At 69.6% G+C, this 13,244-nt stretch carries 12 protein-coding genes; 4 read left to right on the top strand and 8 right to left on the bottom strand.

The annotated features are described in order from the left end of the window. The first annotated feature begins 217 nt into the window (after nt 1–217). Complete coding sequence (locus P3T41_RS13990; RefSeq protein WP_280690130.1) at nt 218–1,441, top strand: arylsulfotransferase family protein; 1,224 nt, start codon at nt 218–220, stop codon at nt 1,439–1,441. 227 nt (nt 1,442–1,668) lie between these two features. Beyond that, nucleotides 1,669–2,643: an RIO1 family regulatory kinase/ATPase gene (locus P3T41_RS13985; RefSeq protein WP_280690129.1), complete on the top strand. Its 975-nt coding sequence runs from the start codon at nt 1,669–1,671 to the stop codon at nt 2,641–2,643. Nucleotides 2,644–2,738: 95 nt separating this feature from the next. On the opposite strand, the gene P3T41_RS13980 is transcribed toward P3T41_RS13985, so the two are convergent. From P3T41_RS13980 to P3T41_RS13960, 5 genes are all read right to left on the bottom strand, one after another. Next, nucleotides 2,739–4,832, bottom strand: coding sequence for an alpha-galactosidase (locus tag P3T41_RS13980; protein ID WP_280690128.1), 2,094 nt, complete (start codon nt 4,830–4,832; stop codon nt 2,739–2,741). Between the two features lie 250 nt (nt 4,833–5,082). Then, a complete protein-coding gene (locus P3T41_RS13975) occupies nt 5,083–5,832 on the bottom strand; it encodes a VC0807 family protein (protein ID WP_280690127.1) in 750 nt (249 codons plus the stop codon). Nucleotides 5,833–5,900: 68 nt separating this feature from the next. Beyond that, nucleotides 5,901–6,500, bottom strand: coding sequence for a TetR/AcrR family transcriptional regulator (locus P3T41_RS13970; protein WP_280690126.1), 600 nt, complete (start codon nt 6,498–6,500; stop codon nt 5,901–5,903). A gap of 163 nt (nt 6,501–6,663) precedes the next feature. Then, nucleotides 6,664–7,371 (bottom strand): VOC family protein, encoded by a 708-nt coding sequence (locus P3T41_RS13965; protein ID WP_280690125.1) that lies wholly within the window; start codon nt 7,369–7,371, stop codon nt 6,664–6,666. Between the two features lie 76 nt (nt 7,372–7,447). Then, a complete protein-coding gene (locus P3T41_RS13960) occupies nt 7,448–8,704 on the bottom strand; it encodes an alpha/beta hydrolase (protein ID WP_280690124.1) in 1,257 nt (418 codons plus the stop codon). Nucleotides 8,705–8,814: 110 nt separating this feature from the next. Here P3T41_RS13960 and P3T41_RS13955 point away from each other — a divergent pair, with 110 nt between their 5' ends. Further along, a complete protein-coding gene (locus P3T41_RS13955; RefSeq protein ID WP_280690123.1) occupies nt 8,815–9,273 on the top strand; it encodes a MarR family transcriptional regulator in 459 nt (152 codons plus the stop codon). 68 nt (nt 9,274–9,341) lie between these two features. On the opposite strand, the gene P3T41_RS13950 is transcribed toward P3T41_RS13955, so the two are convergent. Beyond that, a complete protein-coding gene (locus tag P3T41_RS13950; protein WP_280690122.1) occupies nt 9,342–10,241 on the bottom strand; it encodes an AraC family transcriptional regulator in 900 nt (299 codons plus the stop codon). Nucleotides 10,242–10,414: 173 nt separating this feature from the next. Here P3T41_RS13950 and P3T41_RS13945 point away from each other — a divergent pair, with 173 nt between their 5' ends. Further along, nucleotides 10,415–11,440, top strand: a complete 1,026-nt coding sequence (locus P3T41_RS13945) for an aldo/keto reductase (RefSeq protein ID WP_280690121.1) — start codon at nt 10,415–10,417, stop codon at nt 11,438–11,440. Between the two features lie 163 nt (nt 11,441–11,603). Here P3T41_RS13945 and P3T41_RS13940 read toward each other — a convergent pair whose 3' ends face one another. Both P3T41_RS13940 and P3T41_RS13935 read right to left on the bottom strand, forming a co-directional pair. Further along, entirely contained in the window at nt 11,604–12,629 is a 1,026-nt protein-coding gene (locus P3T41_RS13940) for an aldo/keto reductase (protein WP_280690120.1), read from the bottom strand. Between the two features lie 20 nt (nt 12,630–12,649). Beyond that, the gene (locus P3T41_RS13935) at nt 12,650–13,114 is read right to left on the bottom strand and encodes a MerR family transcriptional regulator (RefSeq protein WP_280690119.1); all 465 of its coding nucleotides are present in this window, start codon (nt 13,112–13,114) and stop codon (nt 12,650–12,652) included. Nucleotides 13,115–13,244: the final 130 nt, after the last annotated feature.

The raw sequence follows: 13,244 nt of genomic DNA, 5'->3' as shown, positions 1-13,244 counted from the left end.
TCCGCTGCCTGTCGCTCCTGTTGAGCGTCCTCACCTCGCGACAGTCCCGCTGCGCCTGACCGGCTGACGTCATCCGCCGGTAGCGCTGCGCGTCGCGACCTCCGCTGGCCTGCCAGCAGGCTTCCCGCATCCGCAACTCGCCATGACTGGCGATGAGTTGTGCGTGCCTCCGGACATCTTCCGCCCTCCGCCCGTTCGGGCTGCCAGAAGGATCACCATGCGAACGAACACCCTGACCCGCCGTGCCCTCGCCCTGGCCGCGACCACGGCGATCGTCGGCACCCTCGCCACGACCGGCGCCTCGGCGGCGCCGACGGCCGGCCTGCCGCTCCCGTTGCCGCCGCTGACCGTGCTGACCGACCGGACCACCGACACCGGCGGCGATCTCTTCCTCGCACCCTCCTCCCAGTCGAGCCGGTACGCCAGCGGCGTGGAGATCCTGAGCCCGAACGGCAAGAACGTCCTCTGGTCGCACCCGCTGCCCGCCGGCCAGTCGGCCGCCGACTTCCGCAAGCAGACGTACCACGGCAAGCCGGTGCTGACCTGGTGGCAGGGCAGCGGCCTCGGCGGGCTCTCGGACGGCGTCGACGTCATCTACAACGACCGCTACCAGAAGATCGGCGAGGTCAAGGCCGGGAACGGCTACGCCGCCGACGGCCACGAGTTCCTGATCACCCCGCAGAACACGGCGCTGGTCATCTCCTACACCGAGGCCACCGCCGACCTCACCGCCATCGGCGGCCCGGCCGACCAGAAGGTGATCGACGGGATCGTGCAGGAGGTCGACATCCGCACCGGAAAGGTGCTGTTCCAGTGGAACAGCGCTGATCACGTGCCGTACGCAGAGAGCGAGCAGCCGCTGCCGGCCTCGGCGAGCACGCCGTGGGACTGGTTCCACCTCAACGCCGTCAAGCTGGACGGCAACGGGAGCCTGCTGGTCGACGCGCGCAACACCTGGACCACGTACGAGGTTTCGCGGCACACCGGGCAGATCCGCTGGCAACTCGGCGGCAAGGAAAGCTCGTTCAAGGTCGCGGCGGCGCCCGGCCAGGTGCTGAACAGTGCCGGGCAGCTCTTCTCCTGGCAGCACGACCCGCAGCCGCTGGGGAACGGGCTCTACACCCTCTTCGACAACGAGTCCGCGGGCGTGGCGAACACCGGGAGCGGAGCGATCAGCGAGCTGCCGTACAGCCGGGTGGTCACCGTGCGCCTCGACTTCCGTACGCACCAGGCGACTCTGGTCCGCTCCGTCGACCAGCCGGCGGGGCTCAGCGCCTCCTCGCAGGGCAACGCGCAGCCGCTGCGCGACGGTGGCCAGGTGGTCGGCTGGGGATCGCTGCCCTACATCTCGGAGTTCGACCGGTCCGGTGAGCTGGTCTTCAATGCCGAGTTCCCCGCGGGCGTGAACACCTATCGGGCGTACCGGTTCGCCTGGACGTAGTCCCGGCCCTCGCCCGGCCGATAAATCAGTTGCGCGCCGACCGGCAGCCGATAGCATTCTGGCGTTCCTGCAACAGGTGAGAGGGGAGGTGCCTTTCGATGACTGCCGCCGTGACGCGGCGCGCCTTCGCCTGCGCGCCCTACGCCCCCTCTCACCACCTGCCTACCGGCTGACGACACGTGCGCTGACGCACCCTCCGGTGGGCCCATCCGCAGGAGATCACCGCAGTGCGTGACAGCTTCGCCGATCAAGAGTCCTTCACCCGCATCCGTTCCAAGGGCGGCAAGGGCGCCGGCCGCCGCAATCCGGACCATGACTTCGAGGCCTACGAGCCGTACTTCGAGGCCTACCAGGGCGCCCCGGACGACCAGGACGATCAGCAGGACCATCCCACCGACTCCCACGCCCCCGACGGCCCGCCGACGGGCGACCGCTGGTCCACCTGGGACCAGTCCACCCCGACCGAGAAGGGGCCCGAGCCGCGCCCCGACTGGGTGGTGACCGAACTGGCGGCCGTCGACACCGAGTTCGGCATCGTCAAGACCGGCAAGGAGGCCGACGTCTTCCTGCTGGAGCGCGCCGTGCCGGAGACCGGACGCCGCACCCTGATGGCCGCCAAGCGGTACCGCGACGGCCAGCACCGGATGTTCCACCGGGACTCCGGCTACCTGGAGGGCCGCGCCCACAAGGAGTCCCGGGTCAGCCGTGCGATGGCCAAGCGGTCCGACTTCGGCAAGCAGGCCATCGCCGGTCAGTGGGCCGCCGCCGAGTTCACCGCGCTCTCCCGGCTCTGGTCGGCGGGCGTGGCCGTGCCCTACCCCGTGCAGATCCTCGGCACCGAGATCCTGATGGAGTTCATCGGTGACCCGACCGGCGCCGCCGCCCCGCGCCTGGCCCAACTACGTGCCGAGGAGAGCGATGTGGACGATCTCTGGGACCAGCTCGGCGCCAGCCTGGCGGTGCTCGCCCGGGACGGCTACGCGCACGGCGACCTGTCCGCCTACAACATCCTGGTGCACCAGGGCCGCCTGGTGATCATCGACGTCCCGCAGATCGTCGACGTCATCGCCAACCCGCGCGGCCGCTCCTTCCTGGAGCGCGACGTGCGCAACGTGGGTGCCTGGTTCGTCTCCCGGGGGCTGGCGGAGCACCGGGTCGACGAGCTGGCAAGGGAGTTGGCGTTCGAGGCGCGGCTCGACTGACGTCGTGTCAACGTCCTTGATCAGTAGTCCCATGGACCTGTGGCGCCCGGCGACCGGCCGGGCGCCGCAGGTCCTGCGGTGAGCCGCTCGGCCGGTCAGGAGAGCGTGGTCCACGCCTGCCCGGCGGCGCTGGCGTTGGGGGAGTTGGTCACCACGGTGGCGCCGGCCGTGGTGCCGGAGGTGTCCAGGGTCAGGCCGTTGCCGACGTTGGTGATGGTCAGCGCGCCGGTGCTGGTGTTCTGCTGCGCCCGCCATTCCTGCCAGGGGTTGCCGGGGGAGTAGTTGAGCAGGTAGGCGCTGTTGCCCGCGCCGGTGCCGGCGGCGAGGACGGTGTGGACCTGGGTGCCGGTGGCGCAGTTGTCGCTGATCCGAACCGTGCCGTCGGGGTTGGTGGTGAAGGTCCACTGCTCGGAGGTATGGGTGCTCCACCAGGTGTTGATGTCGGCGCTGCCGCCCACGGCGGAGCTGCAGGTGCCGGCGACCTCCAGGGCCTGGCCGCCGGTGCCGGCGGGGCTGATCGCGTGGTATTTGCCGTCACCGACGATCGCGGCGGGGGCGGTGGTCGGCAGCGGGGTCAGGCGGTAGTACGCGACGGCGTGCGGGGCGAGGACGTTGCCGATGGTGCTGGTGCTGGTGAAGTCGCCGGTGGCGCCGGTCCACAGCTCCTGGTAGGAGTAGCCGGCGCCGGTCAGGCCGAGCGCGCTGAGGCTGGTGGAGACGGTCTGGCTGTTGTTCGGATCCTGGTTGACCAGCAGCACGGCGGTGTCGCCGTTGGCCAGTTGGCGCTTCAGGACGACCGGGGCGGTCGAGGAGGTGGGCGGGCTGCCGACCAGGGTGGCGGGCTTGGCGAGGCTGTCCTGGTCGATGGCGATCATGCCGGGGTTCTTCAGGATCGCCAGCGAGTCGGCGTTGATGCCGGTGGACCAGGTGTTGCCGCTCTGGTCGGTGTGCTGGGACTGCGCGGCGGTGCGCAGATCGGCGCCGGAGATCAGCGGGGCCGCCATCATCGAGAGGATCGAGGTCTCGGTGCGCGACTCGTCGTCGGTGAACGGCTTGTGGCAGGTGCAGGTGTCGTCGACGCCGTAGTCGCCGTAGACGTCGTTCCAGCCGGTGAACATCATGTCCATGTCGTTCCAGCTGCCCGGACGGACGTTGCCCGGGTACTGCAGCGCGGTCTGCAACTGGCCCTGGTAGAGCACGCCGTTCAGCTCGCTGTCGCGGTCGCCGCCGATCCGGCAGAGGTTGGCGACCTGTCCGCACCAGACACCGGTGGGCGAGTAGCCGGGGGCGTCGTACTGCGGGGTGCCGGCGGCCAGGATGACCGGGTCGGTGCGCGCCGGGTCGTTGGCGTTCAGCAGGTAGGGCAGGCCGGAGTGGACGGGCTGCGCGGAGACGCTCAGGGTGACCTTCGGCCTGCCCTGGGCGGCGGAGGCCGAGTCCAGCGCCTTCTGGAAGGTCTGCACCCGGGCGTACATGGACTCGGTGAGTTCCTTGCCCTCGCCCTGGGTGCCGTAGTTGTGGCCGTCCGGACCGGTGATCGGCGGGCCGTAGGGACAGTCGTCGTACTTGACGTAGTCGACGCCCCAGGAGACGAAGTCGGTGGCGTCGGTGCTCTCGTGGCCCAGGCTCCCGGGGTGGCCCTGGCAGGTGGTGTAGGTGTCGGTGGCGTACAGGCCGAACTTCATGCCCTTGCTGTGCGCGTACCAGGCGACGTACTGGATCCCGTTCAGGGTCTGCCCGTTGACCACCTGTGATGGGAAGTTGTTCGGGTCGGGGACCAGGTCGCCCGAGGTCGGGTCGTTGCCGGTGCCGTCGGTGCCGAGCACGGGGTTGCCGTTGTTGTCGTACAACTGCATGGCGCCGTAGGAGTTCTTCACCAGGTCAGTGCTCTGGTTGCTGCGGTGGGAGAGCGACCAGCCGTCGTCGATGGTGACGGTGTTGTAGCCGGCCGTCACCAGGCCGTTGGCCGACATGAAGTCGATGGTGTCGAGCACCGACTGCTCGTTGACGCCGGTGCCCAGGCTGTTCCAGGCGTTCCAGCCCATCGGCGGCGTGAGGGCATTGCCGTTGCCGAGCGCGGCGGCCGGGGGTGCGGTGGTGAGGGCCAGGGCGCCGAGGCCGGGGGTGGCGAGGGCCAGCGTCAGCAGCAGGCTGGGCAGGCGGGTGGTGCGTCGTGGTCTTACGCGCATGGGTGCGGCTCCAGAAGGGCGCGTGGAAGTGGGGGAGGCGGGGGACGCGGGGGAGCGAACAGAAAAGCACAAGCGCCTCGGCGGATGCCGAGGCGCGGGCCCACCGTGGCGGCAGCGGTGACGAGCTGGGGAGGCTATCGCTGCCGTCTGTGGGAGTGTAATTGCACATACGACATGTCAACAGTCCTCGTGCGTGAGTTTGTTGACATGTGATCGATTGCGTGCGGTGGGTGAGTGGGTGGCCGATCTGTCAGACCTTCAGCCCGTTGCGGGTGACGTACCAGAAGTGGAAGCCGAACAGCCCGCCCAGGACCACCAGCCACTGCAGCGAGTTGACCAGTGGCACCGCCCCGATCGGCAGGGTGCAGGCGAACAGCACCCGGATCCCGGCGTCCAGCAGGAAGCCGGCGCCCCAGACCGCCGTGAGCAGTCGGATCTGGTGCCGGAACGTCGGCTCGGTGTCCCAGCGGTCCAGCCACGCCTGGGCGCCCGCCTCACCGATCTTCGCAGCGACGATGGAGCGTGCGGCGGTGAGCATGAACGGCCGCCGGGTCGCCAGGGTGCCCAGCACCCAGAGGCCGATCACCCCGAAGAACCAGCTGTCCCGGATCAGCAGCACCCGCGGGCTGCCGGTGACCAGCGACATCAGCGCGCCGGCCGTGAGCAGCACCAGGGTGAAGACCGGCATCACCTCGACCCGGCCGCGCCTGACCATCCCGTACACCAGCCAGGGCGCCACCAGCAGACCGCTGATCACCAGGGCCGCCCACTGGCTCATGCCCAGGCCGGCCAGCAGGTAGTAACCGCCAAGCGGTAGCGCCAGTTCGAAGGCCAGCGACTGGATCAGCTGCCGGCGGCCGGCGGCGGCCCGGGCCTTGACCCAGGCGGTGTCGGGCGCCTGCGCGGTCGCCGCCGCGGTCGCGGTCGCGGTCGTCGTCGTTGTCGCGGGCGTAGGTGCTGCCGCGGCCGTCGGTGCCGGGTGCTCGACGAGGTTCCCCATGACTGTCTCTCCCCCTGCTGATTGATCGGTGTGTGCTGTCGCCCCGGGCGCCGGGTCGGTGTCGTCCATCACGGCTCCCGCCGGGTCGCCCGGTCGAAGAGGTCCGCCAACTCGGTTGCCAGCCGGGCCACATCGAGATCCGGTTCGGTGTGCCAGCGGGTCACCACGGCGTCGATGGCGCCGCGCACCGCGGTGATCATCACCCAGGTGTCGAACTCGCGGAACTCGCCGAGCGCCTGCGCCTGTGCCATCCGCTGCTGCAGGACGTCCATCACCGAGCGCATCGACTCGTGGTACCCGGCCCAGGACGGGTCGTCCCCGCGCATGTTGGGCAGCACCTCCAGCAGGGCTGCCAGGTGCTTGGGGTAGACGGCGAGCAGTTCGATGTTGGACTCGATGTACGCCCGCAGCCGGCCGCGAAATCCCTCGGCCTGCTCGATCCGGGGCAGCATGTAGGCCTGCGACACCCGCATCACCTCGCCGGCGACCTCGCGCATCAGGTCGTCCTTGCCCGCGAAGTGGTACGAGATCATCCCGGTGCTGCTCAGCCCCGCCTGCTTCGCGATCTTGGCGAACGAGGTCTTCGCGTACCCCACCTCCGCGAGCGCCTCGATCGCACCCTGCACGATCTGGGCCCGCCGCGCGGACTCGGTGAAGGTTCGGCCCATCTCTGCCCCGCTCCTAGCTTGCTCAAGCTGTTTCTTGCTTGCCTGAGCAAAACTGTAGGCGGACCTGCTCAAGCAAGCAAGGCCTTGGAGAGCCGTGATCGGCGGAAGACGACTCAGCCCGGATCGGCGGGCGATCCGGGCTGACTGGTCTTTAGTTGGGCGGCTACGCCTCGGCGAAGCCGGCGGGCTCGGGCCCGGTCCAGCCGCAGGTGCCCACGCACGCCTCGTTGCCCTCGGGGTCGGCGAGCACCCAGAAGGACGGCGCGGACTCGGCGGAGACCAGGCGGCCACCGGCGGCGATGGCGGCCGCGATCCGTGCCTCGGCCTGGTCCTGCGGCAGCCAGACGTCGACGTGGAGCCGGTTGCGCTGCGGGCGTGGCTCGTCCATCTGCTGGAAGTACCACGGCCCGTTGCGCCACCGCGGGTCGACCAGGTCCTCGGGGCTGCTGCCGCGGAACTCGTAGCCGAGCAGGGCACGCCAGAACGGCACCACGTCCTCGAGGACCAGCGCGTCGACGGTCACCTGGACGCACTGCAGCGCCGACGGGTCGGCGGCCAGCCCCAACGCGCGCGCCGCCGCCGAGATCTGCCGGGCCAGCTCGACCTCCCGGGTGCCGAGCCCGTAGTGCTCGGGCGTGCAGGTGACCAGCCGCACCGTCACGCCCTCGAACCGCAGGTCGACGTCGGGGTGACGCTCCGCCAGCCCGGCCAGCTCGCTGATCGCCTGCACCAGCCGGGCGCCGGCCGCGAACGAACCGGTGCGGAAGTACGCGCACGCCCCGTCGCCCAGCACGCGCCAGTCCTCGACGCCGGGGGTCAGCTGGAACCGGCGCGGGGTGATGCGCTCGATGCTCTGTTCAAGTTCGGTCATCCGCTCACCGTAGCGAACGGCGCCGACAGTCGCTCCGGCGGAGGCTGACCCGGTCCACGCACGGGAGTTGGGTGCCTCAGGCCCGGCGGGCGTCGGTGATCTGGGTGGGCTCGGTGCCCAGCCACCAGGTGGGGTTGGCGGTGCCGTCGGTGGTGCGGCCGTCGCTGTGGACGTAGTGGCGCACGTCGCGGCCCGGCTCGGCGAGCTCGCCGTTCAGGGCGCGCTCGACCCACTCGGCGCCGAACCGGAAGACCTCGGCGGCGGCGCCGCCCAGCGGGTGGAACTCGTTCTCGTAGACGCGCATCTCCTTGGGGGCGCGGACTCGCTCGTAGTTGGCCATGGCCTGCTCCAGCACGGTGAGTTCGTCGAACTCGCCGATGCCGTAGAGGACCGGGCAGGTGATCTCCTGGACCAGGTCGCCCAGCGGCATGCGGGCGACCAGCTCGCGGTCGAAGGCGTCCTCGTCGGTGTAGCCGGCCATGAACATGTAGTTGTTCTTGAAGGTGGGCTGGGCGCGCTCGAAGATGGTGGTGAAGTCGCCGGTGACGGCCTCGAAGGCGGCCAGTGCGGCCAGGCGGGGGTCGGTGGCGGCGGCGCGCGAGCCCCAGTAGCCGCTCATCGAGATGCCGAACATGCCGATCCGCTCTGCGTCGACCTCCGGCAGCGAGGCCAGGTGGTCGATGTAACGGCTGATCGCGCGCTCGTAGTTGGTGAGGTCGACGGTGAGCCCGTTCGCCCGGCTCTCGCCCTGGCCCGGGCCCTCGATGGACAGGGCCACGATGCCGCGCGAGGTGTAGTAGCGCTCGGCCGCGTAGATGTAGTCCTCCTTGATCATGTCCATCCCGGGGCCGAGGATCACCGCGGGGGCGTTGCCGACCTGGCCGGCCGGCAGGTGCAGCAGGGCGAAGATCTGCTGGCCCTCGAAGTCGAGGACGACCCGGCGCACCCGGCCCTCGCGCAGCGCGCCCAGCCGCTCCACGCAGTGGTTGGCGTGCTCGCGGAAGGCGAGCTTGCGGGGGTCGGTGGCGTCGAAGATCGAGTACTGGGCGCGGCCCCACATCACGGAGGCCCGCACGTACAGGTCGGCGGCGGTCTGCGCGAAGCCGCCGCGCTCGTGGTGGGCGGCGCGCTCCTCGGCCTGTCCGGCCACGGTGGCCCACGCCTTGGGCAGCATCACGCCGCTCTGCACCAGGTCGAAGACCTTGTCGAAGTCGGTGTGGTCGTGGCCCAGCTGCTCCAGGGTGCCCTTGGCCTGGGGGTGCAGGGCGTCGAAGCCGCCCTGGGCGAGTGCGATGTCCAGGGCCCAGCTCTGGCCGGTCGAACGGATGGTCATGGGGTGGTCCTTCCTGGTTGCCTAAGTACTTAGTGAGTAAGTACTTAGCTATTAAGTACTCAAGCTAGATTCCTTGTCAAACGGCACCTGTCGACCTGGGAGTCCTCGCCATGACCGAACCCGCACCGAGCTCCGCCCGGGAGCAGGCCCTCGACCAGCTCGCCCGCGCCGCCTACCGTCTCAGCGCCGCCGACTCCCGCCTGCGCGGCCGGGCCACCCGCACCGTCGGCGCACTCTCCCTCACCCACGCCCGCGCCCTGCGGGTCCTCGCCGACCAGGGCCCGCTGACGATCAGTCAACTCGCCGCCGGCACCGAGACCACGGGCGCCGCCGCCACTCAGCTGGTCAACGGGCTCGTCGCGGCCGGGTACGTGACGCGCGAGCGCCCGCCGGAGGACAAGCGCTCGGTCCTGGTCAGCCTGACCGAGACCGGCCGCCGCCGGCATGAGGAGCGGCAGACGGCCCTGGCCACGGCGCTACAGGGGGCGCTGGCGCACCACGGGGTGGCGGAGTTGGCGGCGGCGAGCGATGTGCTGGGGCGGCTGGCGGACATCTACGACGAGCTGTGACGGGGGCGGGTGAACCTCCTTGGAACAGCTGTGCCGTGGCGTTCCCAGCTGCGGGCCCGACCACACGCTCAACCCCCGAAGGAATTCGAAACGCGACCCCTGAGTCGCGCACTGTCTCGGCCCGGGGGCGTCCCGAACGTCTTGCGGTATTCGCGACTGAACTGGGACGGGCTCTCGTAGCCGACGAGATAGCCGATTTCTGCGACGTCCGCCGGTCGGGTCATGAGGAGGGCGCGCGCCTCCTGGAGGCGAATCTGCTTCTGGAACTGGATCGGCGTCATCGATGTCGCGGAGCGGAAGTGGCGGTGGAAGGACGAGGCGCTCATGCCGGACAGGTCGGCGAGGTCCGCGATGAGCAGGGGCTCGTTGTAGTGCTGACGGATCCAGCGGATCGTGCGGGAGATGTGCGCGAGGCTGCCGTCGGCGAGACCGATCTGACGGACGAGGGCGCCCTGATCGCCGGTGATGAGACGCCAGAGGATCTCCCTCTCGAATCCGGGTGCGAGCACGCGGAGGTCGTCGGGGCGGTCGACGAGGCGAAGCAGTCGAACGATCGGATCGAGCAGCTCAGGGGTCGCCGCGCTGACTGCGAGGCCGGTGAAGGCGGGCGGTTTCGCGCTGTTGGTCATCTCAAGCAGCAACGGCGCGATCGCCGTTGGTTTCAGCGCCATGCTGAAACAGACGAACGGCTCGTCCGAGCTGGCCTTGAGGGCCTGGCCGGTCACCGGGAGGTCGACGGACACGACGAGATACTGGCCGGCACGGTAGTCGTATGGCGTGCCGTTCAGCACCGTGCGCTTGACGCCCTGACCGATGATCGCAAGGGACGGCTCCGACATCACGGCGACCGGGAGCGTCGCTTCGTCTACGCAGGTGATGGAAACGCCGTCCAGGATCTGCTTCTTCTGCTGTCCGCCGGCGCCGGCGTGCCGCACGATCAGCATCTGAAGCTCGTTGAGGGGGTCCATGTCCTGAGCCAAGCATTCGGCTGGTGAGAGCGCCAGGCTGCCCGGCTTGATCCGGGCAATGTTGACAGGATCGTGCAGGCCGGCGGCAGGATCTGTCTATCGGTCGTGCGGTCCGGCGTGGTGCCATTGAGGGGTGACCGTACGACCGAAGCATCCGGAAGGCACAGAATAGAATGAAGCGCAGGACTCTCGGGGCAACCGGAATTTCCGTAAGCGAGTTCGCGCTCGGCGCCATGATGTTCGGAAGCCTGGGCAATCCGGATCACGGGGACTCGATCCGTGTCATCCACAGCGCGCTCGATGCCGGGATGAATTTCATCGACACGGCCGACGTCTACTCCAAGGGCGAGTCCGAGGAGATCGTCGGCAAGGCCCTCAAGGCCCGCCGGGATGATGTCGTCATTGCGACCAAGTTCGGGCGGCCGATGGAGGAGGACCCGAACCAGCGGGGTGGCTCGCGAAGGTGGATCGTGCGCGAAGTTGAAAACAGCCTTCGCCGACTCGACACTGATTACATCGACCTTTATCAGATCCACCGTCCCGACTACGAGACGGAGATCGGCGAGACGGTCTCAGCGTTGTCCGACCTGGTCCGCGTTGGCAAGATCCGTGCATTCGGCTCGTCCATGTTCCCGGCGGAGATGATCGTCGAGGCACAGTGGGCGGCGGAACGCCAGGGTTCCTACCGATTCCTGACCGAGCAGCCGATGTACTCCGTCTTCACGCGCAAGCCCGAGGCTGCGGTACTCCCGACGGCGCAGCGCTACGGGCTTGGCGTGCTCACCTTCAGCCCCCTGAACGGCGGCTGGCTCTCCGGGCGGCCGGACCTCGCATCGAGCCATCGGGCCGTGCTGACGTCCTCGGCTTTGCCGTCGCACTACGACGCGTCGACTCCGACCGGCACGTTGAAGGCCGCCGCACTCGCCAAGCTCGCCGTACTCGCTCGCGAGGCGGGGATGACGCTGCCGCAGCTCGCGGTCGCTTTCGTCCGTGCGCATCCGGCCGTCACCTCCGTGTTGATCGGGCCGCGCACGCAGGAACAGCTCGACGGGCTTCTGTCCGGTGTCGATATCGAGCTGTCGAACGAAATCCTCGACCGCATCGACGAGATCGTCCCACCGGGAGTCGACCTCGACCCTGCGGACAACTATGCGGCAGAACCGCTCGCGATCGAGAAGGCGAGGCTTCGCCGTCGGTGATGGATCGGTGGCCGGCTCGGCGGTTCGCCTGTCGGATCGCCCAGCCGGTCACGGGCCGAGCGTAGCGGCTGACAGTCCGTCAGCTCCGTTGCTCCAGGGCCTTCAGCATGCCACGCTCCGCCTGGTCGCCCGCACTTCCCGGGTCGCCGTGAAGCGGCAGACCTCAGGCCTCCCGGGCCACCGCCGTGTGCGACATGTCCGCGTAGCGGTCGCCCGCCACCCGGCCGGCGATCGGCTCCAACAGGGCCAGTTCTTCGGCGGTCAGCGTGATCCGGGTGGCCGCGGCGTTCTCCAGCAGGCGGCTGCGCTTGCGGGTCCCGGGGATCGGTACCACGGTCAGGCCGTGCGCCTGTGCCCGCTGCTGCACCCAGGCCAGGGCGATCTGCGCCGTGCTGGCGCCGTGGTCGGCCGCGATCGTGCGCAGGGGTGCCAGGAGAGCGGCGTTCGCCTCGGCGTTGTCGCCGGAGAAGCGCGGCAGCAACTGCCGGAAGTCGCTGCCGGAGAGCTCCTTGCTCGCGTCGGTGAAGGCACCGGTCAGAAAGCCCCTGCCGAGCGGCGAGTACGGCACGAAGGCGACCCCGAGCGCGGCGGCCGCGCCCACCGCGCTTTGCTCGACGTCCCGGCTGAAGACCGACCACTCCGACTGCACGGCGGTGATCGGGTGCACGGCGTGCGCCTCGTGCAGCTCGGCGCCGGTGACCTCGCTCAGGCCGAGGCGCTTGACCTTGCCCTCCCGCACCAGTTCGGCCATGGCGCCGACGGACTCGGCGAGCGGGACGGCGGCGTCGCGGCGGTGCATGTAGTAGAGGTCGATGGCCTCGACGTTCAGGCGTCGCAGGCTCCCCTCGGCCGCCTTCCTGATATAGGCGGGATCGTTGCTGATGCCCCGGTAACTCGACTCACCGGCGCGGAACTCGAAGCCGAACTTGGTGGCCAGGGTGATCTCGTCGCGGTGCGCTGCGACGAACGGCGCGAGGAACTCCTCGTTCGCACCGAAGCCGTACATGTCGGCGGTGTCGATGAGGGTGACACCTGCCTCCAGGGTCGCCTCCAGGGTGTCGCGGGCCGCCGCGCCGTCCGTCTCTCCGTAGGCGGCGCTGATGCCCATGGCGCCGAAGCCCTGGACACCGACGAGGGGGCCGCCGGTGCCCAGCTCGACCTTGCGGATCTGTTCGACGGCGTTGCTCATGGCGTTGCTCATGGTGGCGTTCAGGCCCTTTCCGGCGCCAGGCGGGCGCTCGCATAGAAGGCGATCTTGTAGTCGAGTGCGGCAAGGGTGTTCTGTAGCTCCGCGACGCGCGCGACGACCTCGCGCCGGGTCTGCTCCAGCACCTCCTGCCGTTCGTCGAAGGTGTCTTCGCCCTGGCGTACCAGCTCCGCGAAGCGAACCATGGCGGCGACCGGCATCCCGGTCAGCCGCAGTGTGCCCACGAAGGCGAGCCAGTCCAGGTCCCTGTTGTCGAAGAGGCGCTGGCCGGCGTGCGACCGCTGCACGTGCGGCATCAGACCGATCTGCTCGTACCAGCGCAGGGTGTGCGCGCTGAGCCCGGTGAACGCCGCGACCTCGCTGATCGTGTAGCGGTCCTGGCCGTCGGGTCGCGGATGAGCCGGCCCCGCGGACACACAGGCGCCCACGGGTGGGGACTTCACGGGGGTGCTGTCGATCACCGTCATGTGGACCACGCTAGAACCTTCGAGTGCGCTCGAAGCAACTGCGTCTGGGGCCCACGCGGTGGCACTACCGCCCGACGGCGTGCAGGATGCGGTCGCCACCAGGTCCGGTCGGTCGGTCTGCAACGCCTGG

This window comes from Kitasatospora sp. GAS204B (assembly GCF_029892155.1).
GTDB lineage: Bacteria > Actinomycetota > Actinomycetes > Streptomycetales > Streptomycetaceae > Kitasatospora.
This window is presented reverse-complemented; position numbering and strand designations above follow the sequence as displayed.